Here is a 23,603-nt window from a genome sequence, read left to right as displayed (position 1 = left end):
TGGCCGCCTTTTGTATTGGATTCCCCTACTCTTCAAGCAATTCCCAAACATCTTCCTCTGGAAGATCCACCAACCTAGCAATGTCTTCCGCCTTCATTCCTTTGCGCGCCATGTTGCGGATCAGCTGTTTCATTCCTTGTTTCATTCCTTGTTTCATCCCCTGTTTCATTCCTTGTTCCATTCCCTGTTTCATACCTTGTTTGATCCCTTCTTCCAACCCCTGTTTCCTTCCCTTTTGCTCATAGGAAATGATCAGCTCCAACATTTTCTCTTTTTCTTTCGTTTCCATCGCCCTCACCTCTCTTTGTAGTTGTTGCTCTTCCTCCTCCGACAGCTTCACATATGTTTCAAAAAAGCCCAACAAGAGCCGCTGCCTCGCCTCATCCAGCTCCAATCGCACCAACATGCGCAAAAACTCTTTTTTTAACTCGATTTTCTCACTTTCAGTATACCCCATTTTGCTAAGAAGGGCAGCCGCAATCGGATTGTCATGCCGGATATAGTCTCTCCAATGTTTCTTGCGCAGCTCCACGGGGAAAAAGCGAAACTGCAGCACGTCGCCAAAGGGAAACTCGATTGAGAACACGGACGGTTCCTCGCGAAGGGCCTCATAGCTGAAGACAGCGATCGGAACGATGCGGGTGCGGTATTTTTCAAACAAACGGCTGAAATAGATAAACATGCGCTCTGGAAACGATGGTTGCACGTAGCTTTGATTCTCCACATGAACAATGATCAGCCCGTCTTCCCCTTTCAGCTTCGTCTCGACCAATAGATCGACGCGGTATTTTTCGCCTGCCGTGACATCGGTAAACAGTTCTTCGGACAAAAAGGACAAATGGCGGAAATCGATATGCTCGTGGATGTCGGGGAAAAAGAGGAGAAGAAACTCTTCGAAGAACGTTTGAATCAGCTCTTTGAACAATCGGTCATGGTCAATGGCCATTCGATCACCCCTCTTTGAACGTGTTCGATTCTATCCATTCGCAAACAGGGGGTGAAAATCCTGCATGGGGGACAGAAAAAGTTGTGCCGTACTACACAGTGTTTCAATCACTGATGGGGACGATAAAAGCCCGAAACAGTCCGATTGGAACGGTACGAGTGAGTAGTTTCAATCCCTCATAGGTACGATAAAAACGCCCGTTCGTTTCGGGGCGAGTGCTTTGGTTTCTTGGTTTCAATCCCTCATAGGTACGATAAAAACGGTGTTTTTGGCAAGCCAATTTCATTAAGGGGGAATGTTTCAATCCCTCATAGGTACGATAAAAACCGTACGGGTCGTAAATCAAAACGATGTCGCCAGGCGCGAAGTTTCAATCCCTCATAGGTACGATAAAAACCGTGTCCGGCTTTTTGTGCTTCGGTGTTTTCTTCGCTAGTTTCAATCCCTCATAGGTACGATAAAAACTTCATCGACACTATGATCGGGATTCAACATAACTAGTTTCAATCCCTCATAGGTACGATAAAAACTTCAAGAGTTTCGCAAAGCTTTAAGAAGATATGAGATGTTTCAATCCCTCATAGGTACGATAAAAACAAATGGATGCCTTTTTCATGTGTTGTATCTTGGTAAAAGTTTCAATCCCTCATAGGTACGATAAAAACTCCGCAATCGTTTGAACCCCTGTCAATATGTCCGTGTTTCAATCCCTCATAGGTACGATAAAAACTCTTCAAAAAGGGACAGCTGCAAACTTTCCTCATCCATGTTTCAATCCCTCATAGGTACGATAAAAACAAAGCGCACGATTACATTTGCTTGGAGGAATTCTAGTTTCAATCCCTCATAGGTACGATAAAAACCGCGACTAATGATGGGTGGTTGGCGGCTCGTCATTGGTTTCAATCCCTCATAGGTACGATAAAAACCCCCAAACCATACGCATCAAATCAAGCTTTTTCTCTCTGAGCTGTTTTCAGAATATCACGTTTCAAAAATTCTGTCAATACTGCTGAGCCGTGTTGGTTGTAGGATTTTGACGCAAAAAAATATTGTCGTCGATCCCCCGGGATTTTTGCACGATTGGAGGTCGACGACATTTGCAAGACGGTCAGTTTTTGTTTTTCTTCATTCTTCCGTACTCGTCCTTCACCGCCGCCACAAGCGGGTGCCCACTCTCAAGGCCTGCATATTGCCGAAGCGCGCCTTCGATCCCGTGCTGGGCGATTGTTTGTTGAAGGGCAGCGGCTTCCGCATCGCGGGCATCATCGAACCGCAGGAGGGCGGCGATTCCTTTAGCCAAGCCTTGCGGGGCGTTGCCGAATAAGGCGCAATATTGCACGGCTGGCGCGACGAGGCGGTCGTTCGGTCCAAGTTTGCGGATCGGCGAGCGGGCGACGCGGATGATGTCGTCGGACAGCGCCGGATTCATGAATCGTCCGATCGTCGTCTCGATATACGTGCGGTGCGCATCTGCCTCCCAACCGTGCTTTTTCACCAACACCGCTCCGGATTCGCTGAGCGCCTGTTCGACGCCCGCCCGAATGGCGCTGTCTTTCATCGCCTCTTGCACGGTTTCGCATCCCTTTAGGTAGCCTAAGTAGGCGGCAAGGGCATGGCCGGTGTTGACGGTGAACAGCTTTCGTTCAATATACGGGCCTAAGTCGGCGACGAAGTGGGCCCCTTGAATGGGTGGAACCACGCCGATGACGTTGCGCGTTTCAATCGCCCATTCGAAAAACGGCTCGACCGTCACCGCCAGCGGATCATCGTTCGTTTGGTTTGGCACGATGCGGTCAACCGCGCAGTTGAGAAAGCCGACCGACTCGCCCGCCAGCTGTTGTTCGGCTTCGGAAAGATGGGCAAACACGTGCTGCTTCAACGTCTCCGTGCCGCCAATCATGTTTTCGCACGCGATGACATGAAGCGGAGTTTGCTGAACGCCCAGCCGCTGCTTGAGCCCATCGGCAACAAGGGGGGCGATGGCCGGCAAAATGTGCGGGCCGACGGCGGTCGTGACCAAATCAGCGGCGGCGATCGCCGCGATGACTTGCTCCCGCTCTGTTTGGCTGTTCAACGCCGAGACGCCGCGCACCCATTGTTCTTCTCGCTGCTCGCCGGCGACAATGACGCGATACTCCCCCCGCTCCTTGAGCAGGCGGACGATTTGTTCGTTGACATCGACAAAAACGACCTTATATCCCGACGCTGCCAGCAAGCTGCCGATAAAGCCGCGGCCGATGTTGCCAGCGCCAAAATGAACCGCCTGCATCAGCCGTTCACCTCATTGAGCAGCGCAAGAATGTCTTCTTCTGTTTTGGCGTTCGCCATCGCTTCGACATTGTCCGCTTCCGCACAGACGAGCGCCAGTTTTGACAGAATATCCAAATGCTCCCCGTCTTTGCCGGCAATGCCGATCACGATCAGAGCCGTATTGCCGCCGCCAAAATCGACGCCGCCCGGGACTTGCACGATCGAAATGCCGGACTGTTTCACGAGCGCTTTGGCTGCTTCCGTTCCGTGCGGAATGGCGACATTGTTGCCGATATACGTTGATGTCAGTTCTTCCCGCTCAAGCATCGCATCAACATATGCCGGGGCGACATATCCTTGCTTGACCAACACCTCGCCAGCAAGGCGGATCGCCTCTTCTTTTGTTTTGGGTTGGGCATTTAGCACAATGTTTTCTTTGTTTAAAATCGAATGGGTTACCATCGTTTTCACTCCTTCGTTGATGTCCAGTAATGATCAAAAAATTGCTCCAAATGGGCGCTGACAAGTGAATACACTTCTTCCTCGCCGCCATGCGCCAAAACGGCAAGGCTTTGCTCATCCTTCACGAGCAAGGAGCTGACCTCGCTTAACACAGCGAGCATCTCCTTATCGGCATCTGACGGCCCGAGCAGCAGCACAACCGTGTTGATCTCCATCGGCTCTCCGTCCATGCCGGGCACCGTTTGCGGCGCATCAAGCCGGTACATCGTAAGCGATGGGCGAAGAACCGCGAAGCTTCGGGCGTGGTACAGCGCCAATGTGGTGCCGGGGATGCCAAGCCCGCCAAGCGACTCGCGGCGCCGCAGCTCCTCGATGACGACATCGGCATCGACGATGACGCCACTTCGTTCAAGGCGGCGGCACGCGTCCGCCAATAGTTCATGAACAGAGCGCCCCTTGACCACCTCGAGGGAAAAACCGTCCAACAGGTGGATGATCGTCTCGCTGATGCGCCGAACCGCCTTCATCGCCTCGAGCGCTGGCCTGTTTCTCTGTGCGGTTGACTCTTTCCTCATCCGCTTTTCAGCGGCCGATTTTCGCTCTAAAAATTCACGAATCGCCCGCGCTTCCTCTTCCGTCAGCATCGGGCTGACGGTAAAATACGAGCCGGCTTCATCGGCCAGCGGCACGGTCGAGACGACAAGATCATACGCGCTTGCATCTTTCTCTTTCCATTCAAACACGGACGCTTGTTCCAGCGAAACGATGTCCGGAATCTCTTTCTTCAGCCTTGTCGCCAATATTTTTGCCGTCCCGAGCCCGCTCGAACAAATGACGAGCGCCCGCCAGCCTTTTTTCTCCCGCATCAGTGCAGCCGCAAAATGAAGCACTAAATAGCCGATCTCCTCCTCCGGCACTGAAACATCGCCAAACAGCTGCTTTGTTCCGTCGGCGACAATGGCAAACAGTTCCGCGTAGTCTTGCTTAATTTGATCAAGCAGCGGGTTGGCGACCCCCATCCCGTGCTCTAAACGGTACAAAGCCGGTTTCAAGTGAACGACGAGATCTTCGTATAGCGTCCGGTCGGTGGACAGATCGACACCGAGCTCCCGGCTGACGAAACGAATGAGCTGTTGCGCTTTCATGCCGACGGCCAAACTCGGCTCCTCCATCACCATTCCTTGGCGGCTGCGCCATTTCGCCCCCATTAAATGCATCGTCATATAGCCGATCTCTTCTTTTGGGATGTCAATGCCAAACGCTCTTTCTAACGATTCGGCAAGCGCCTCCGCGATTTCATACTCTCTCGTCGCCTGAAGCGCCTGCAAATCACGCGGGTCGAAATGAATCGCTTCCCCCCGCTTGATGCGCTCGATGGCGAGCGCCAAGTGAACGACGAAGGCAATGTACGAACTGTCGGCCATCGTAAACGGGAACGTTTCTTTCACCTGCTCGATTTGTTGTTCAATGACGGCGAGCTTTTTCCGATCGACCAGCCCGAGCAGTTTTTCCGCCACTGTATCGAGTGGGTCGTCCGACCGTCTCTGGATCGTCTCTTTCATCAGTGCCAAAAACTCGTGTTCATCGACATGCCGAAATAGCAGTTCGCCAATGAGGCGCCGTTTCGCCGATTCGGAACCGGTGAGCTCGACGCCGTATCCGCGCTTGCGAATAAGCGAAAGCCCATACGCTTCGACTGTTTGTTCCAGTTTATCCAAATCCAAGCTGACCGTAGCGACCGTAACGTTTAAGTCATTCGCCAATGAGACAAGTTTCACCGGCTCGTCTGCTTCCAACAAGGCGATTAAAATCATCAGCTGCCGTTCTTCCGGCGTATATTCACGGTGAGAAAGATGAAGCAGCTCCGCAGCCAGCGTTTGCTTCTGTTTCTTTTCCCCAACGAGGCGAATGCCGACCCCCGCTTTTTTCACCAACTCGAGCCCGTAGCGCCGCAAAACGGACTCAAGGCCTTGCAAATCACGGTGGATCGTGCGGGCGCTGACATTCAGCTCCTCAGCCAGTTCGCCGACCGTCATTTCCCGATCATCGGCCAACAAACGCTCAAGCAGCTTTCGATCCCGTGCCGATACGTACATCGCCGTTCACCTCCTATCCTTAGGCGGTACTGTTGACATGTTTAAAATGTTTGATCGTCTTCTCATTTCTTATTGTAAGGTCTTTTTTCTTGATTTGACAATGAATAGATGTTTCGTTTTCGTCATTGTTATTGTTGACAGCTTTTAATTTTTGCATGTATTTTTCTCTTTCGTCGTTTGACAAAGTTCACAGCGTACGGGCATACTCATACGGATGAGAGCGGATAAAAGTGTCCCAAGCAGTCAAGGTAACCGCGAAATCGCAAAGCAAAAAACGCAGGGAAAATCCCATTCCCCTGCGTCTCATGCCGATTTACGCGTTCTTTTTCAATTGCTCGATCAACTCATCGTATTTCGGGCTGTTTAAGAAGTTTTCAACCGATACGTGGTAGGCGTTCGGCAATTTTGCTTTCGCCCGGTCGGTTAAATTTTGATGGGTGACGACAATATCGGCGTCGGCCGGCAGCTGGTTGATCGCCGTGTTCGTGACTTCAATGCCAAGGCCGGCTTTTTGCACTTTATTGCGCAAAATCGACGCCCCCATCGCACTCGACCCCATTCCGGCGTCACAGGCAAAGACAATTTTTTTCACCCGTACAGGAACAGCTTGTTCCGCTGCGATCGCAGACGCCGTGACTTCTTCTTGTGATTGCAGCGCGACAGCGACCTGGCTCTTTTTCCCTTTCAACTGCTCCATTTTCTCCGCTGCTTTCGCCAAATCTTCTTCCTCTTCCTTTTGCTTCGCCGCTTTTAAGAAAACCGAAGCGACAAGGAACGATACTGCTGCGGCGACAAACACACCAGCGAGCACGCCAAAGTAATTTCCTTTCGGCGTCATCGCGAGCAAAGCGAAAATGCTTCCTGGCGACGGTACGGCCACCAACCCGGCATGGAGGATCGTAAACGTGAATACCCCGCTCACTCCACCGGCAATCGCCGCTAAAATCAAGATCGGGCGCATAAGAATGTATGGGAAGTAAATTTCATGAATTCCACCTAAGAAGTGAATAATCACTGCTCCCGGTGCCGATTGTTTCGCCATTCCTTTGCCAAACAGCCAGTACGCCAGCAAAATGCCAAGTCCCGGTCCAGGGTTCGTTTCCAACAGGAATAAAATCGATTTCCCGGTTTGCGCTGCTTGTTCGACGCCGAGCGGGCTCAAGATCCCGTGGTTGATCGCGTTGTTCAAGAACAGCACTTTCCCCGGCTCGATGAAAATGTTCGCCAGCGGCAACAAATGCCAATCGATAATTTTTTCGACCCCTGCCGCTAAGGTTTTGCTGATGGCGGTGACGACCGGACCGACCCCTTTAAAGGCGAGCAGCGTCAACACGCCGCCGACAATCCCGGCCGAGAAGTTGTTGACAAGCATCTCAAACCCTTGTTTCACTTTTCCTTGGAAGAGGCCGTCCACTTTTTTGATCACATAGCCGCCGAGCGGCCCCATGATCATCGCACCTAAAAACATCGGAATTTCCGAACCGACGATGACCCCCATCGTCGCTGTCGCCCCGACGACACCGCCGCGGACGTCGTAAACCATTTTGCCGCCCGTATACCCGATCAATAGCGGCAGCAAGTACGTAATCATCGGCCCGACCAGCTTGGCAAACGTCTCATTCGGCAGCCAGCCGGTCGGAATAAATAACGCCGTAATCAGCCCCCAAGCGATAAACGCTCCGATATTCGGCATAATCATGCCGCTCAAATAACTGCCAAACCGTTGAATCTTTACACGGAAGCCTGTTTCGTTTCCGGTTGTATGCGTCATGAAGCTGTTCCTCCTTTTTGTTTGACTGTACCTTTATCTTAAAACGCTTACAACCGGCCTTCAATGATAAGTAAATGCGACTTTGTCAAGGGGGTTGTTGACAGGTTTTAAAAAAGAAAAAAGCCCAGCATGGCGGGCAGGGCTACAGCGTTTCTTCCGCTAGTAACAAAGCCTCTTGATAAAGACGTCGGGAAAGATAAAATCCATTTTCAAGCAAAGTGTCTAACAGCGGCTTTACTTCCGTTATTTTCCCATTCTTCTTTCCAAGAATCAAAATTCCTATTGTGCCGATAGGTCGTAAAAGGAATTGTTTCGACAAGGATCTGGCAGCATGCTCATCCATCACAACGACTTGAGCACCAAGTTCTTTCGCTCCAATAATAACTTCTAACTCCCCGGCATGGAATTTTCCATATAAACTTTTAACAATATTGTAATTTTTCACTTTATATAGCCTAAACACCCCCTCGCTGACCAATCGTTTGAGCTCCCCTTTTCCATAATGGCGTGGGGCACGGTTATGAACAATTTCTTGATAGACAGCTTCCGGAACATATACTTCATCAAATAGTTCAGACAAAAGAGTCAATTGCCCAACGATCGACAGACCTATAATCGGTGTAGAATTGACCGTGACTCTATTCATTGCGATCCCTATTTTCATTGCTCAATTTTTGCACCGTGTCCCAATCATCTTTGATGTGTTCCTCCGTATACTCCATCCAAGGAATCGCCTTCGAACGCAATACATCGATAAATTCTCCTAAGGATTTTCCTGACAATTCAGCCGCTTTCGCCAGCGTCACCTGTTTTCCAACAAACAAACCAATCGCCAATGAAAGTTTTATTTTTGCCTCAACTGTGTTGCCTTCCAATTCATTAATGGCGGACAAAAACTCTTTCGGCAAGTTCACCTGAAAATAGTCCATGGCCATCGAACTCACACCCTTTTTTATTTTATTCTATCACACTCTGCTCCTTTTGGATGCGGTCACAGAACGAATAGTATCCCCTAAATTTTTACTACACGCTCAACAAGCTGGAAATGAAACCGACTCAACTGAACATTCCCCACCCGCGCTCATGTAGAGAATTAGGGGATTTCTTGACAACAGCCTAACCTACGGTAAGCGGTCAGCTAAGCCATCCTTGCGCATCCCATCGTTGAACTTCCTCAAAAAAACGATCGCAATCGAAACCCTTCCATTGTTTTTTGGCGCAAGAGGAAGACGTTAGTGACAGACGCCGGTTCATTCCTACTCACGCTCCTACTCGGAAGTGGAGGCCTTCTCGGTTCGAGGTGATAAAAAGGGGACTGACCCAAAAGGGTAATTTTCCTTAACAAAACACAACATATTGTCTATATACGGTAATAAGAAAGGGTGTCCCGATCCTTTTGGGACACCCTCTTACAGCCTATTTTACTGATACCTCGCCGTCACCATTTTCTTTCTCGTGTAAAACTCGACGCCGTCGCGGCCGTTGGCATGAAGGTCGCCATAGAACGAGTTTTTGTAGCCCGAGAACGGGAAGAAGGCCATCGGCGCCGGGACGGCGACGTTGACGCCAAGCATGCCGGCGTCGATTTCTTCGCGGAACTGGCGGATCGCTTTGGCGCTGTCGGTGTAAATGCAGGCGCCGTTGGCAAACTCCGACCGGTTGGCGATCTCAATCGCTTCATCCAAGTCGCGGGCGCGGACGACGGACAGAACCGGAGCGAAAATTTCGTCCGTCCAAATCGTCATGCCCGGCTTGACATGGTCAAAAATCGTCGGGCCGACGAAGTAGCCTTTTCCGCTTGTGGCAGCGTCGCGACGGCCATCGCGGACAAGGAGCGCGCCTTCTTTTTCGCCGATTTCAATGTATTTGATCGTCCGCTCTTTATGCGCCTCGCGAATGACCGGTCCTAAAAAGACGCCTTGGTCAAGCCCGTTGCCGATTTGGATGCGGTCAGCAGCCTGTTTGAGCCGCTCCACCAACTCATCAGCGATATCACCGACAGCGACAACGACCGAGCACGCCATGCACCGCTCACCCGCCGAACCAAAGGCGGCGTTGATGATGTTCGTCACCGCCATATCAAGGTCGGCATCCGGCATGACGATCGAATGGTTTTTCGCGCCGGCGAGCGCCTGCACCCGCTTGCCGTGGGCGGCGGCCGTTTTGTATACGTACTCCGCAACCGGCTGCGAGCCGACAAACGAAACAGCTTTAATGTCTTTATGTTCTAAAATGCCGTTCACGACCTCGTGTGCCCCATGGACAATATTCAATACTCCTGCAGGCAGTCCGGCTTCAGTAAACAGCTCAGCCAAGCGGTTGGCGAGCAGCGGCGTCCGCTCAGACGGCTTCAGCACGAACGTATTGCCGCAAGCGATGGCGAGCGGGAACATCCAGCACGGCACCATCATCGGGAAGTTAAACGGCGTAATGCCGGCGACGACACCGAGCGGATAGCGGTACATGCCCGATTCGATATTCGTCGCAATATCGGGCAGCTGCTGCCCCATCATGAGCGTCGGAATCCCCGCTGCAAACTCGACGCATTCAATGCCGCGCTGCACCTCGCCGTACGCGTCCTCGTACACTTTGCCGTTTTCCAATGTCACGAGACGGGCAAGTTCTTCCCAATGCTCGACAAGCAGCTGCTGGTAGCGGAACAAAATGCGGGCGCGGCGCGGAACCGGCACTTTCCGCCATTCACGGAACGCCTCTTTGGCGGCCGCGACCGCTGCATCAAGCTCCTCGCGCGAAGAGAGGGGCACTTTCGCCAGCACTTCTCCTGTCGCCGGGTTCGGCACGATTTCTTCTTTTCCGGATGTCGAAGCGACCCATTGGCCGCCAATAAAGTTTTTCAATGTTTTTGTTTCGGTTACAGAGCTCATGAATGAAACCACCTTTCTAGAAAATCGAGTATAAGAGAATGGCTAAGAACATGCCGGCAAGCGGAATGATAACCGACAGAACGAATATCGGCTTATACGTCCGCTCGTGCGTTTCATGGCAGACGGCGCGAATCGTCGTCACAATGTATCCGTTGTGCGGCAGCGAATCAAGGCCACCGGAAGCAAGCGTTGCTACCCGATGCATGGCGCCGGGGTCAAGCCCTTTCGCCAGATAAATCGGCGCTAGGATTGGCAAGGCAATACCGAGACCGCCGGAAGCCGATCCGGTCATGCCGCAAATAATCGTGACGGCCAACCCCAATCCGAGCAGTTCCGGTCCAGGAATGTTCACAAGGACGTCAACCGCTTTTTGAAAGGCCGGCACATTTTTCGCCACCGCTCCGAAGCCGACGACGGCGCACGTATTAGCGGCAGCGACTAACGCATCTTGGGCGCCGGACGCCATGGCCTCCCAAAATTTGCGGACGAATTTCGCATTTAACACCCAGCAAAGCACAATACCAAGGACAAGTGACAAGACCCCTGCTGAAGTCGAAGAAATGAATTTTGCCAAAATGTTTAATGAAACAATCACCGCCACTAACGGAAGGATGGCACAAACAATGTTCGGCAGCGGACGGCCGGCGCCGCGCTCGAGCGAAGCAGCAATTTCACTCACCGCACCGGAAACGTCGCCGGTTCGGTATGGCAAGGAAAACGTTTCGCCGTTTTGTTTCGCTTTTTGGACAACACGCGTTAAATAGAGGGAACCAGCCACAGCAATCGTTGCGCCGACGAAAATGCCTACCCATCCCCCAGCCCCCGGCGTTGTATGGAAAAATTGCGTTGGAATGATGTTTTGAATCTCCGGTGAATACGGAGATGTCATTGTAAACGAAACCGAGCCGAACACCATGGCGGCCGGAATAAAACGATGCGGCGTATTCGACTGACGGAACAGTGACACGGCGATCGGGTAAACAGAAAAGCCGACGACAAACAAGCTGACACCGCCGTATGTCATAATGGCGCAGGCAGCAACGACCGCCAATACAGCATGTTTAGCGCCAAACTTTTCTTTTACCCAATGAGCGATGGAGTCAGCTGACCCGGTGTCCTCCATCACTTTGCCAAAAATCGCCCCGGCTAAGAAGATAAGAAACCAGCTGGCGAAATAGCCGGTAAAGCCCGTCATATAGCTTTCCATCAAAGCTTTTTCCAAGTTTAATCCGCCTGTCAGCGCAACAAGAACAGAACTGATCAACGCGGCAATAATGATATTGATCCCCCTCATTGTCAAAAAGATCAACAATCCCAATGAGGCCAATAAACCAATCATCCCCAGCATACTTTTCCCCCTCTTTTGACCGTTGCTTCATTTAACGGCTGACCGTATTGGTGCCATACTGATAGTCGTAACAAATATGATACAGCGCGACAATTTCCTCATGAGTCGGCACCCTTGGGTTATTCGCCGGACTGCCGCTTGCCAGCGCATCAGCCGCCATTTTATCGACTGCTTTGTCGAATGCCGCTTTGTCAATGCCCCATGTTTTCATATTCGGGATGTGCAAATCACGGCAAAGCTGTTTCACTTCTTCAACAAGCGCATCGGCCGCTTCGGCATCGGAAACGTCCTTCAGCTGCGGGTTGATGAGCCGGGCAATCACTGCCAATCGTTCTCCGGCGCTGTCTTTTGTAAATTCAAGCACCCCTGGCAACAGCATCGCATTGGACACGCCGTGCGGCACGTGGAAGAGCGCTCCGATCGGCCGCGACATGCCGTGCACAAGTGTTACCGAGGCATTCGAGAACGCCATGCCGGCCTTCATGGCCGCGATCGCCATTTTCTCCCGCGCTTCGATGTCTTGACCGTTTTCGTACGCCCGGCGCAAATGGCCGATGATCGCCTCAATGGCGGATAGCGCCAGCACATCGGTCACGGGATGGGCGCGTCGGGAAATATACGCTTCGATCGCGTGACAAAGCGCATCGACACCGGTTGCCGCGGTAACGGATGGCGGGCATGAGACAGTAAGAAGCGGGTCAACGATCGCCACGGCCGGAAGGAGCGCCGGCTGGGAAATCATCATTTTGACGTCTGTCTTCGTATCAATAATGACCGTCACTTTCGTCACTTCGGAACCGGTGCCGGCCGTCGTCGGAATGGCGATGAGCGGCACCGGTTTTTCCGTGAACATCCTAGCGTTGCCAACATAGTCGCTGATCGTTCCCTCATTCGTCATCATCACTGCCACCGCCTTCGCGGCATCGATGCTGCTGCCGCCGCCAAGAGCGATGATGACATCGCATTGCTCACTCCGGCAGACGTCAAGCGCTTCTTTTACATGAACATCCGTCGGTTCCTTGTCGACCCCTGTGTACTTGGCAAATGGCACCCCCGCCTCTTGCAAATAGTGTTCACACCGGGCGACAAGGCCGATGTTCTCCATCACCGGGTCGCTCACAATGAGCGCTTTCGACCCAAGCGCTTTCGCTTGCCTGCCGACTTCACGAAACGTTTCGCGCCCATAAATGACCCGACTCGGCACCAACAACTCGTACATCATTCCGCCTCCCTTTTCATTTGATACCGTTTTCAATATCTTCTATATGCAAACTTTGTGCCAAACCAGAAAAGCGTTACAATTACGAATTTTCCATCTCTTTAACGGAATGCCCCCTACACTTCACCTACACATCCCCTACATTATCCGACATTCTCCCGACATCCTTTTCCCCTCAACAAAAAAGAAACAACGGTCAGTCTGCCGTTGTTGATCATCACGGACGAGAAGCCCTCCTTCTCAGCGGGGAGCGTTCAAAATCCATACTTTTTTAATTTCTCATATAATGTAGATCGGTGAATGCCGAGTCTCCTCGCTGCTTCCGCCTTATTGCCGTTCGCCGCGACAAGGGCGGCAGCGATGCGTTCGCGTTCGGATTGGTAGACCATTTCTTTCCACCGGTCGGCGATGTTCACACCGCCATATTGCATAGATGCCGCCATCGGCTGAATGGCAGACAAATAGGCAGGCAAATGTTCGCGCTCAATGTTCTCCCCTTCCACCATACTAATGAGCCACTCGACGACATTGACCAGCTCGCGAATGTTTCCCGGCCATGAATAGCTGATCAACACCTCCATCGCCTCTTTCGCAAACGATTTCGTCGTGACGCCGAACTGCCGGCAAAGACGCTCCATATGGTAGGCAAGCAAGGCGGGAATATCCGTTTTCCGTTCACGCAGCGGCGGGAGATGGATGCGGATAATGTTCAGGCGGTAAAACAAATCTTCCCGGAACGTTCCGCCCCGCACCATCTCCTCGAGCGGTTTGTTCGTCGCGGCAATGATGCGCACATCCACCTCCGTTTCGGACAGTCCGCCGACTTTCTCTACTTTCTTTTCCTCAAGCACGCGCAAAATCTTCGCTTGCATCGCGAGCGGCATATCACCGATTTCGTCTAAAAACAGCGTCCCTCGGTGGGCAAGCTGAAACTTGCCGGGCTTGCCTCCCTTTTTCGCTCCGGTGAACGCCCCATCCTCATAGCCGAACAGCTCCGCTTCCAAAAGCGCCTCCGGGATGGCGGCGCAGTTCACGCTGACAAACGGTCCGTCCGCATGCGGGCCCGCCTCATGAATCGCCCGCGCCGCCACTTCCTTCCCCGTTCCGCTTTCGCCGGTGATCAATACGGTCGACGGCACGCGCGCCGCCCGGCGGATCATTTGTTTCACCGCCGCAATCGTCGGATGGCGGCCAATGATGCGCTCCACCCCTACGGCGGCGGAGGTGGCCGCCTCTTGTTTTGGCGCTGCCGCCCCGTTTTTCTCCTTCCGGCTTGCCTCGCGTGACAGCTCTTGCAGGCGCCGGAAAATTTCGTACACTTCCGATACCCCTTGGAAAATGAGCATCCCAATCGCTCCGATGACTTCGCCGTCACGCCAAATCGGGATGCGGTGCACAACCATCGGCTGGCCGTAAATTTTTTGAATATATCCACGCTCCGGAATACCGGATTGCACGCAAATGTGCAAACGGGTATTTTCGATCACTTCCGTCACATGTTTTCCGATCGCATCCTCTCGCCGGATGCCGAGAAACTGGCAGTACGCCCGGTTGATTTCCCGAATGACCCCGTTCCCATCGACGACGACGACCCCTTCATACGCCGCATCCAGCACCGTTTTCATCGTTTCAGCCAGACGGTGCGTTTCCTCCAGCTCGCCCCTTAATCGTTCAAGCTCAGCTGCCGCGCCCGAATCATCTTCTGCATCGGGCGTTTCCGAGTGGGCGTTTCTCTTCTCTGTTTCACCCTCTAATGAAAATACCGCCAATACATCTTCTACTGTCATCGCGCGATCCATTCCATCCGCCACCGCCCGCAGCACCATCCGCCACGTACATCGCCCGACCGTGCGCCCGTATTCATCGACGACATCAACGGCGTCTATCCCGTGTGCCGCTAGCAACTGAACCGCCTCCTGCAACGTTTGATGGCGGCCAAGGGTCGCTGATGCGCCATGACCAACCGTCATTGTAATCCCCCTTCACTGTTCTTTTTCACGTACCGTTCGCCGCCGGCATCAAAAAATCCTTCTGTTTTTGTCTTGAAAATCATGGAGAAAAAACGGTCGGCCGACAACTGGGGGCGCGAATGCGTTCCATTCATCAAAAAACGGAGACAGGCGCCTCACTGGCCTGTCTCCGCATTCCCGTTACGCTAAAATCTCCTCGATTTTCTCCAGCACCTCTTCGCTTAACACAACATCGACCGCCTTGACGTTTTCTTCCACTTGTTCCGGACGGCTGGCGCCGATTAAGGCGCTGGCAACGTTCGGCTGGCGCAATACCCAAGCGAGCGCAAGCTGCGATAATGTAATGCCAAGTTCAGCAGCGACTTTTTCGAGCTGTTCCACCTTCATGAACACTTCGTCATTGAGCAATCCTTGGATGAACGTGTTCGCTTTCGGATCGGCGGCGCGGCTGTCAGCCGGCAACGCTTGCCCTCGTTTGTATTTGCCGGTCAGCACCCCCTGGGCGAGCGGCGAGAAGACGATTTGGCTGATGCCGTTTTGTTCGCACACCGGAATGACTTCTTTTTCGATGTATCGGTGAAACATGTTGTATTGCGGCTGATTGACGACGATTCGGTCGAGCAAATAGTGATCGGCTACGCCGAGCGCTTCTTGAATTTGCTGGGCTGTCCATTCGCTGACGCCGACATAGAGCACTTTCCCTTGGCGGACGAGGTCGTCGATCGTGCGCAGCGTTTCATCGACCGGCGTCTCTTTGTCATAACGGTGGCAGTAGTAAATATCGACATAATCGAGCTGCAGCCGTTTTAAGCTCGCATGGAGCTGCTCAAACACATGTTTGCGGGACAAGCCGCGGTCGTTCGGGCCGTCGCCCATCGGCCAAAACACTTTCGTCGCGATGACGTACGACTCGCGCGGATATTTGCGGAGCGCCTCGCCGACGATGTTTTCCGCTTCCCCGCGCGCATACACGTTCGCCGTGTCAAACGAGTTGATGCCCAACTCATACGCTTTGTCAATGACGCGGATGGCGGTTTCTTTTTCTACGGAATTGCCGTATGTAAGCCAGCTACCTAAACTGATTTCGCTCACCTTAAGCCCGGTGCGGCCGAGTTTTCGGTACTTCATTTTCCTTCCCCTCCCCTTTAATGCAATTAATGCCAAATAGATTACTCTCTCATTATAATCCTCAGCTGTTTCTTTGCAAAGGAATTTGCCTGACTATTCACAACGATCAGTGGAAGACCGCGCCGCATCCGTCGGCCGTCTGCGGAAACAAGCAAAGAAGCGCGAGCGATGGAACAGCGCATCCGTCGGCTTGTCTTGCAGGCGTTCACCCATCTCGCCTCCCTCGGCCTCACCGATTACACCAATCCGACGTTTGAGCATTTCGCGCCAAGACTGTTTGATTTTGCGGACATCCGCCGGCGCATGAAAGAACTCGAGCGAGGCCAGAACGAGACGGAATGCCGGATGAATGTGCGGAAGTTTTTAATGGCTTTTTTTCTCGAACTGAAACGAATCTAGAGGGTGATGATACGCCTTTTCAAGGTCGAGGGCAGGCCATGGGCTTGCCCTCGTTGCCCCTAGGCGCGACAAAGAATCAGGCAGCCACCTCTCTATATCTTCATCACGCCAGCCGTCGATGGAGTCTTCCTGCTACCAACGAATGAGACAAAAGCGGCGGCCGCCGCGAATGTACCGAAGCAACGGCATATCTTCCTCGATCACCTCACCGATCACATTGACTCTGTCATCGGGCGGGAGGTCAACCAAAGTCATTTGCAGTTCACCGGCGTACCGGCCATAACGTTCGTTATCGATCGTGATGCGGCCTGCCCGACGCGGCACCGGGGGGAGAGGCTGCAACGCTTCCTGCGGCCATGCAATGGAGCAGCGCGATTCAACGGAACGAATCACATCGCGAGCCGCATCGCGCCGGTTCGTATGCACCGTTTCGACCAAAGACAACCAACCCGCTCCAACAATCGGCCGGTAGCGGATGGGGATAACGCCTGACCGCACCCAATCCATGCGCCTAAGCACCCCATCCGATACGGCCAGGTCGCCGACGAACACCTTATTCACGCCATAGGTTTCCGTAAGTTCAATATAAGCATAAACCGGATCAGCGTTCCGATGCGCTTCCAATGTCGGTAGCCCTTCATAAAGAGGACTTCGTTTTTTCGCATCCCCAGGGATAAACGCACCGATCGTTTCGATGCCACACCGACGCAACAATTGATTTTGCGCTAACATCGTCTCCCTTCCCAGCCCTGTTTCCGGACGGGGATAAAAATTATGCCATGCCTCTACATTGGATTCGTCCGCTTGATAAGAGGCTAGCTCCTTACATTCTCGTTCTGTCACCGTGCTTGCGTTCAGCACGACACTCATTTGGTTGGACAACGAAGCGGCTTCTTTCATAGAAAAACCGGCATCCAACCGCAGCCCGACAATCCCCCAACGCCCGAGCACCGTTGTAATGTCGGCATCAGCTGACAGACGTGCTATGACGGCGGGGGTGGCATCAGCCACGACCCCGATGCCATAGCGGGAAGCAAACTGGCCGATATGATCAAGCTTTTTTCGCTCCCTAAGCTCTTGGCCTTTTGAAAGATGCAATGAGGTGAACAATTGTTTCGCCCCAAGCTGCGCTACAAGCCGAAAGATGTCTTCAATTTGCTCGAGCGGCTGAAAAAGATAAAACGAAAAAGAAAGCATTATCATCCCCCACTAAATATGCGCGGCCATTTCTTCTTTAAACCCGAACCAATACGTAAATAGGAAGCCAAACGTGTACGAAATGACGAGTCCAATGAAATAAATCACATACTTTCCATCGGAAATAAGCGGGATGAGTGACAGCCCGGATACGCCAATGCCAAGCGCCGCTGTTTTCATCACCGCTTGAAATGCACCGCCGACCGCCGCCCCAAGACACGCGGTAACAAACGGCCGCCCAAGCGGCAATGTCACCCCGTACAACAGCGGCTCCCCGATGCCTAAAAATCCAACCGGCAACGCCCCTTTGATAATGTTGCGAAGCCGCTCGTTTTTTGTTTTGACATACACGGCGATCGCCGCCCCGACTTGACCAGCTCCGGCCATCGCCAATACCGGCAGTAGCGGCGTCGAACCCAATTTTTGAATCAACTCCATATGAATCGGGGTTAATCCGTGATGCAGTCCGACCATCACGAGCGGCAAAAACGTTCCGGCCAACACAGCACCCGCGACTACTCCGCCGATGTCAAGCACCGCTTTCAGCCCGCTTGTAATCGCGAACGACAACCAACCGGCAAGCGGCTGCACGGCGATCAAGGTAAACAGACAGACGATTAACACGGTGATAAGCGGCGTGACAATAATGTCGACCGCATTCGGCACAAACGAACGCACCCGTTTTTCGACCGCCGCCATGAGCCAAGCGGCAAGCAAGACCGCAAACAGGCCTCCCCTCCCAGGTGTAAGCGCTTCCCCAAATAGCTTTATATCAGCCAATGCCGGGTTGAAGACGAGAATACCGGCAATCGCCCCTAATACAGGAGTGCCGCCAAACTCTTTCGCTGTATTATATCCGACTAACACGCCAAGTGAGGCAAAAATCCCCCCGCCTATCAACAACAACAGCTGCAGCCACGTCGTCTGCGGATCAACGCCGGCGTTTTTCGCAAAGTTGGCGATTCCGTTAATAATCCCTGACGCCACCAACCCGGGAATGAGCGGGATGAAGATGCTGCCGATTTTGCGAAGCAACCGCTTTAGCGGCGTTTGCTGACGCGCTTTCACCCTTGCTTTTGTCCGCTCCGCAATATCCTCAGCCTCATTTTCGATCACTTCCCCAAGTTCTAGACCGGTAAGTTCGCATAGCGCAGCCGCCACTTTATTGACAACACCAGGGCCAACGACAATTTGCAAAGTCTCATCCTCTATGACTCCCATGACCCCTTCGATCTGTTTTAAGGCGTCCATGTTCGCTTTGCCCGGCTCGCGCAGTGACACGCGCACCCGCGTTATGCAATGGGCAATGCGGATGATGTTTTCTTTTCCCCCAACGTACTGAAGTATCGATATGGCGATTTGTTGTTCTCGAGTCATGATCGTTCTCTCCCCCTTATTTCGTTATTCAAGCGCTTTACGCACAAACCCCTTTGCTTGTTGCAGTCGTTTTTTTGCCTCTTCATAACCGCATTGGCGCAAAATCATCACGATCGCCGTTTTCACCTCCCCTTTGGCCTGTTCATAATAGTGGGACGCCTCTTCGGCGCTGACTCCTGTCGCCTCTATTAAAATGCGCTTTGCCCGCTCTTTTAACTTTTCATTTGTCGCCTGTACATCGACCATCCAGTTCCCATACACTTTGCCAATACCGACCATCGCTGCCGTAGAAATCATGTTGAGCACCATTTTTTGCGCTGTCCCAGCTTTTAACCTCGTTGAACCAGCCAACACTTCCGGCCCTGTTTCGATTTCCACCGCCGCATCGGCATACTGACTGATGGCGGCTCCTTTATTGCAGGCGATGCTTCCGGTCGATGCCCCGATTTGTTTGGCATAACGAAGGGCGCTGACCACATATGGCGTTCGGCCACTTGCTGCAATGCCGATGACAACATCGTTTTCCGTCAAGCCGACTGCCTGTAAATCGCGAACAGCAGCCTCTTCATCATCTTCCGCTCCTTCCACCGCCTTCGCAATCGCTTCCGGTCCTCCGGCAAGGACCGCCTGCACCATGGACGGTTCAGTCCCAAATGTCGGCGGGCATTCGACCGCATCAAGCAATCCGAGCCGGCCGCTCGTCCCCGCCCCGACGTAAATCAACCGTCCCCCGCGCCGAAATGCGGCGATGACAAGATGGACGACTTTTTCAATACAATCAAGTTGCTCAGCTACTGCGGCAACTGCTGCCTGATCTTCCTCGTTCATGACGTGCAAAATTTCTTTTGTCGTCATTTCATCCAAATGTTTCGTTTTTTCGTTTCGTTGTTCTGTCGCGAGATGTTCAAGCAATTTTGTCACCTCTTTGCACGTTTTAAGAAATTATATTTCATAATTATATTATAAATTTATGAAATAAAATATCAATCTATTCTTTTTTGTTTGAAACATTCCCACAAAAAAGCGGGCCCGTCTCAGGCCCGCTTTACCTCCGCAACCGCACCACTTCTTCTCTTGTTTGATGAAATCGTTCAATGACCCGGCTTCCCACCCGATGGAACGTAATCAAATACAAGGCATCGATCACGTTGAGCTGCACCATTCTCGATGCCATACTGCCAATGCGATGGTCTTGCTCAACATCCGGCAGCGCAAGTCGAATATCCGCTTCCTTATATAACGGTGATGAAGGATCAAGCTTTGTAATGGCAATGACCGTCGCCTGCTGCTTTTTTGCAAACCGGGCGATCTCCAGGACATCTTTCGTCCGCCCTGACGTCGATATGGCGACGAACACATCTCCTTCTTTCAAATGGGCCACCAGTGGCAGCATCGTATGAAAATCAGGCGATGTTACCGCCATGTAGCCAAGCTTCGTAAACTTATAACTAGCGTCCACCGCTGCGGCCGCGGAGCCGCCTACTCCGTAAAAAACCACCTTCTCGGCTTTCATCATCGCCTCAGCGGCTTTTTCTAACTCGCGCTTATCGAGTGTTGTCGTCGTCGCCTCAATGGCCGCCTTATTCACATAGGTCACTTTCATAAACAGCTCATACGGCGCATTCGGTTTGTCAATGATGGAAAAATCGTTAATGTTCATATCCGCCATCGCCAACTCGCGGACAAGTGCCAGCTTCAATCCTGGAAAACTGCCGATGCCGATCGCCTTGCAAAAGCGAATGACACTCGCCTCGCTTGTATCAGCCGCCCGCGCCAGTTCTTTGGTGGTCATCGTTGGAATCAGCTCCGCATGGCGAAGAAGATAGGCAGCCACTTTTTGTTCCGCCGGTGACAATTGCTCAAGCTGCTGTTCGATTTTCGTTAAGATCCCTATTTCACTCATCATGGTCCCATCCTTTCCGGCCACCGTTGCTATCCCCATCTTATCACGGATATCCCTTTGGACTCTACATCATAAAAAAACTTGAATAAAAAATGTTTGAATTCAAGATATATATTTGCTATGATTAATGATGAGATCATTAAGTAACCAAGAGGGGGAGAACAATGACAACATTCCAACTTGACAAAGCGCACAGCTCGATCACTTTTCAAGTCCGGCATATGATGATTTCCAAAGCAAAAGGGGAATTTGCCAACTTTGACGTCGACGTGCAAGGCGATGTGAATGAACTGGAGTCGCTGAAAGTAAAGGTAACGGTTGACGCCGCTTCAATCGATACGAAAAACGCCGACCGCGACAACCACCTCCGCTCAGCTGACTTTTTCGATGTCGAGAACTATCCGACCATTACCTTTGTCAGCGACTCGGTGCGCAAACTGTCCGACACCGAATATGAAGTGACTGGACAGCTGACGATTCGCGGCGTGACGAGAACGGAAACGTTCAAAGTCGAGTACAACGGCCAAGTGAAAAACCCGCTCACCGGCGGCATCACCGTCGGCTTTGACGTCGAAGGAACGATTAATCGCGAAGACTACGGATTAGTATGGAACGTTGCACTCGAAACTGGCGGATTCCTTGTCGGAAAAGAAGTGAAACTCAACGCCAGCTTTGAGTTTGCCCTCAGCTGAACGGTGCAGCGAAGAAGGTGTCCCGAAGCAACGGGACACCTTCTTTTGTGCTATATACACGCGGAACAACACGATGCTGCATTGAAGGCGAATCTCCTTTTTGGTCCATCCATCTTTGCCGGCGATCTGCATACGAAACCATTCAGACTACGTATTCTACGGAGAGGCTGAACCTTCTTTGTCAGCCCTTTTCAGCTTTGAACCGCTGTGCGATGCCAACATTTTGTTTCGCCTCATTGCGCCGTATACCCGCCATCGATCACGACCGCCTGCCCAGTGACGCCTTTCGCTTGTTCGCCTGCCAAAAAGAGAACATAATGGGCGACTTCTTCAACGGACAAGAGCCGCCGCTGCGGCACGAGCGGGTAAATGACTTCCTCGAGCACCTTCTCCAACGGCACCTTTCTTGTCGCCGCCAAATCAGCGAGCTGATTGCGGACGAGTTCTGTGTCGACATACCCCGGACAAAGCGCGTTCACCGTAATCCCGTACGGTGCCCCTTCTAGCGCCGCCACTTTCGTCAAGCCGATTACCCCGTGTTTTGCACTGTTGTAGGCGGCTTTTCCGGCAAACCCGATCAATCCGTTGATCGACGCCATGTTGATGATGCGGCCGTAGCGCTGCTCCTTCATCAGCGGAAACGCATGCTTAATGGCCAAAAACGGTCCAACGAGCATGACGCGGATCAACTGCTCAAACTTCTCGGTCGGAAAGTCTTCGATATTGGCGACATATTGCAAACCGGCGTTGTTCACGACAATATCGAGGCGCCCCCACCGTTTGGCCGTTTCATGGATCGTTTGCTTCACCTCTTCTTCCGCCGTCACATCACACTTGACGCCGACGACCTCGCAACCTAGCTGCCGCAACGACTCTGCCGCCTGTTCCACCTCTTCCTGCTTCAAATCGGCAAGCACGACGTTCACGCCGTTGGTTGCCAACGTTTTCGCCACTTCATAACCGATCCCCCGCGCCGCTCCGGTGACGAGGGCTGTGCGATTAACGATCACCTTTCTCACCTTCCTATGCTGTATTGGTTTCGTCAGTTAACTAAGGAAACTTTGCAGTTGCTGCAGCAACTCGTTAGGGTTGTCGGTAAATGGTGAGTGTCCCGCATTGGGTAATACGGTAAACTTCGCCCTTCCCCTAAAATCATGAACAATCTCGTCCTGCATGTTCTTCGTGACAACTACATCATGTTCGCCCCAAACAACAAGCGTGGGAGCCGTAATACGGTCCACTTCACCTGACCCATCAGTCAGACCATTGTCAAAATGACTAATATTAAAATAATTTAGCGCATAGTACACATCGAGTAAATTCCTTTGTTTCAGCACCTCATCTAAATAGGCTTCGTACCTTTCTGGTGAAGGTTGATGACACACATACATGGTTACATTAAACAGTTGTCTTAAAAAATGTTTATCTTTTTTTCGATACGCATCAGTAATCGGAATGCTTCGTAAAGGATCGCGAGCGATTTCTTCTTTCGTTCTCAACCGCTGGGTCAAGATTGGTTGTCCCTGCTCATCCACTTTGTAAAACGGATATCCCCTTGTAGAAACAGAGGCCAATAAAACAAGTTTTTCTACTTGATCAGGATAATCAGCAGCAAATTGCATACACACACCGCCACCCATCGACCAGCCGACCAAGGACACCTTTTTTAGGCCAAGCGTATCGAGCAACTGCTTAATATCTTCCGAAAAATCCTTCAGTGACTGAATCGGGCGATTGTAGGTCGAAATGCCTTGGCCGCGCAAGTCAACTGCATAAAGCTTATATACCTCGTCCATCCGTTCAAACAGAACATCCCAATGCATAGATGAAACCATGTTGCCATGGACAAGAAGGACAGGCTTTTCTCCTCCCTCCCTTTCTCGATAGCCGATCGTTTCCCCGTTAGGCAGTATAACTGATTTTAATTCTACATGTTTCATATCGTCCCCTGCCTTTA

Annotated in this window: 19 protein-coding genes, 1 pseudogene and 1 CRISPR repeat array; of the genes and pseudogenes, 2 read left to right on the top strand and 18 right to left on the bottom strand. The window is 52.0% G+C overall.

Annotation, left to right across the window (positions count from 1 at the left end):
* Nucleotides 1-25: 25 nt before the first annotated feature.
* From GS3922_RS06900 to GS3922_RS06845, 12 genes are all read right to left on the bottom strand, one after another.
* On the bottom strand, nt 26-946 hold the full coding sequence (locus GS3922_RS06900) for an Rpn family recombination-promoting nuclease/putative transposase (RefSeq protein ID WP_063165749.1): 921 nt from the start codon (nt 944-946) through the stop codon (nt 26-28).
* Between the two features lie 100 nt (nt 947-1,046).
* Nucleotides 1,047-1,875: a CRISPR direct-repeat array (repeat unit 30 nt; unit sequence GTTTCAATCCCTCATAGGTACGATAAAAAC).
* 182 nt (nt 1,876-2,057) lie between these two features.
* Nucleotides 2,058-3,218, bottom strand: coding sequence for a mannitol-1-phosphate 5-dehydrogenase (locus GS3922_RS06895; RefSeq protein WP_063165748.1), 1,161 nt, complete (start codon nt 3,216-3,218; stop codon nt 2,058-2,060).
* Nucleotides 3,218-3,661 (bottom strand): PTS mannitol transporter subunit IIA, encoded by a 444-nt coding sequence (locus GS3922_RS06890; RefSeq protein WP_050367360.1) that lies wholly within the window; start codon nt 3,659-3,661, stop codon nt 3,218-3,220. The genes GS3922_RS06895 and GS3922_RS06890 overlap by 1 nt, the downstream gene beginning before the upstream one ends.
* A 5-nt stretch (nt 3,662-3,666) precedes the next feature.
* Entirely contained in the window at nt 3,667-5,757 is a 2,091-nt protein-coding gene (locus GS3922_RS06885; RefSeq protein WP_063165747.1) for a BglG family transcription antiterminator, read from the bottom strand.
* 313 nt (nt 5,758-6,070) lie between these two features.
* On the bottom strand, nt 6,071-7,528 hold the full coding sequence (locus tag GS3922_RS06880) for a PTS mannitol transporter subunit IIBC (protein WP_063165746.1): 1,458 nt from the start codon (nt 7,526-7,528) through the stop codon (nt 6,071-6,073).
* A 142-nt stretch (nt 7,529-7,670) separates the two neighbouring features.
* Nucleotides 7,671-8,174: a PIN domain-containing protein gene (locus tag GS3922_RS06875; RefSeq protein WP_063165745.1), complete on the bottom strand. Its 504-nt coding sequence runs from the start codon at nt 8,172-8,174 to the stop codon at nt 7,671-7,673.
* Nucleotides 8,167-8,463 carry a UPF0175 family protein gene (locus GS3922_RS06870; protein ID WP_225995626.1) on the bottom strand — a complete coding sequence of 99 codons (297 nt, stop codon included), beginning with the start codon at nt 8,461-8,463 and terminating at the stop codon, nt 8,167-8,169. The genes GS3922_RS06875 and GS3922_RS06870 overlap by 8 nt, the downstream gene beginning before the upstream one ends.
* 486 nt (nt 8,464-8,949) lie before the next feature.
* Complete coding sequence (locus tag GS3922_RS06865; RefSeq protein WP_063165744.1) at nt 8,950-10,413, bottom strand: CoA-acylating methylmalonate-semialdehyde dehydrogenase; 1,464 nt, start codon at nt 10,411-10,413, stop codon at nt 8,950-8,952.
* A gap of 16 nt (nt 10,414-10,429) precedes the next feature.
* A complete protein-coding gene (locus GS3922_RS06860; RefSeq protein WP_047757960.1) occupies nt 10,430-11,761 on the bottom strand; it encodes a GntP family permease in 1,332 nt (443 codons plus the stop codon).
* A 31-nt stretch (nt 11,762-11,792) separates the two neighbouring features.
* Nucleotides 11,793-12,980, bottom strand: a complete 1,188-nt coding sequence (locus tag GS3922_RS06855; RefSeq protein WP_063165743.1) for an iron-containing alcohol dehydrogenase — start codon at nt 12,978-12,980, stop codon at nt 11,793-11,795.
* A gap of 254 nt (nt 12,981-13,234) precedes the next feature.
* Complete coding sequence (locus GS3922_RS06850; protein WP_063165742.1) at nt 13,235-14,950, bottom strand: sigma 54-interacting transcriptional regulator; 1,716 nt, start codon at nt 14,948-14,950, stop codon at nt 13,235-13,237.
* A 180-nt stretch (nt 14,951-15,130) separates the two neighbouring features.
* A complete protein-coding gene (locus tag GS3922_RS06845) occupies nt 15,131-16,078 on the bottom strand; it encodes an aldo/keto reductase family protein (RefSeq protein WP_063165741.1) in 948 nt (315 codons plus the stop codon).
* Nucleotides 16,079-16,213: 135 nt separating this feature from the next.
* On the opposite strand from GS3922_RS06845, the pseudogene GS3922_RS06840 reads away from it, so the two are divergent.
* A pseudogene (locus GS3922_RS06840) lies at nt 16,214-16,477 on the top strand (DNA-binding domain-containing protein); the annotation flags it as partial.
* Between the two features lie 132 nt (nt 16,478-16,609).
* Here GS3922_RS06840 and GS3922_RS06835 read toward each other — a convergent pair.
* The 4 genes from GS3922_RS06835 to GS3922_RS06820 all read right to left on the bottom strand — a co-directional run bounded on the left by GS3922_RS06835 (nt 16,610) and on the right by GS3922_RS06820 (nt 20,954).
* Nucleotides 16,610-17,674: a MupG family TIM beta-alpha barrel fold protein gene (locus tag GS3922_RS06835; RefSeq protein ID WP_063165739.1), complete on the bottom strand. Its 1,065-nt coding sequence runs from the start codon at nt 17,672-17,674 to the stop codon at nt 16,610-16,612.
* A 12-nt stretch (nt 17,675-17,686) separates the two neighbouring features.
* Entirely contained in the window at nt 17,687-19,051 is a 1,365-nt protein-coding gene (locus tag GS3922_RS06830) for a PTS transporter subunit EIIC (protein WP_063165738.1), read from the bottom strand.
* 24 nt (nt 19,052-19,075) lie between these two features.
* The gene (gene murQ, locus GS3922_RS06825) at nt 19,076-19,963 is read right to left on the bottom strand and encodes an N-acetylmuramic acid 6-phosphate etherase (RefSeq protein ID WP_063165737.1); all 888 of its coding nucleotides are present in this window, start codon (nt 19,961-19,963) and stop codon (nt 19,076-19,078) included.
* A gap of 133 nt (nt 19,964-20,096) precedes the next feature.
* The gene (locus GS3922_RS06820) at nt 20,097-20,954 is read right to left on the bottom strand and encodes a MurR/RpiR family transcriptional regulator (RefSeq protein WP_063167336.1); all 858 of its coding nucleotides are present in this window, start codon (nt 20,952-20,954) and stop codon (nt 20,097-20,099) included.
* A 164-nt stretch (nt 20,955-21,118) separates the two neighbouring features.
* Between GS3922_RS06820 and GS3922_RS06815 the strand changes: the two genes are divergently transcribed.
* Entirely contained in the window at nt 21,119-21,646 is a 528-nt protein-coding gene (locus GS3922_RS06815) for a YceI family protein (RefSeq protein ID WP_063165736.1), read from the top strand.
* A gap of 233 nt (nt 21,647-21,879) precedes the next feature.
* Here the strand turns inward: GS3922_RS06815 and GS3922_RS06810 are convergent, their stop codons facing one another.
* Both GS3922_RS06810 and phaZ read right to left on the bottom strand, forming a co-directional pair.
* A complete protein-coding gene (locus GS3922_RS06810) occupies nt 21,880-22,656 on the bottom strand; it encodes a 3-hydroxybutyrate dehydrogenase (protein WP_063165735.1) in 777 nt (258 codons plus the stop codon).
* Nucleotides 22,657-22,692: 36 nt separating this feature from the next.
* A complete protein-coding gene (gene phaZ, locus GS3922_RS06805; protein WP_063165734.1) occupies nt 22,693-23,586 on the bottom strand; it encodes an intracellular short-chain-length polyhydroxyalkanoate depolymerase in 894 nt (297 codons plus the stop codon).
* Nucleotides 23,587-23,603: the final 17 nt, after the last annotated feature.

The organism is Geobacillus subterraneus, from assembly GCF_001618685.1.
Classification (GTDB): domain Bacteria; phylum Bacillota; class Bacilli; order Bacillales; family Anoxybacillaceae; genus Geobacillus; species Geobacillus subterraneus.
This window is presented reverse-complemented; position numbering and strand designations above follow the sequence as displayed.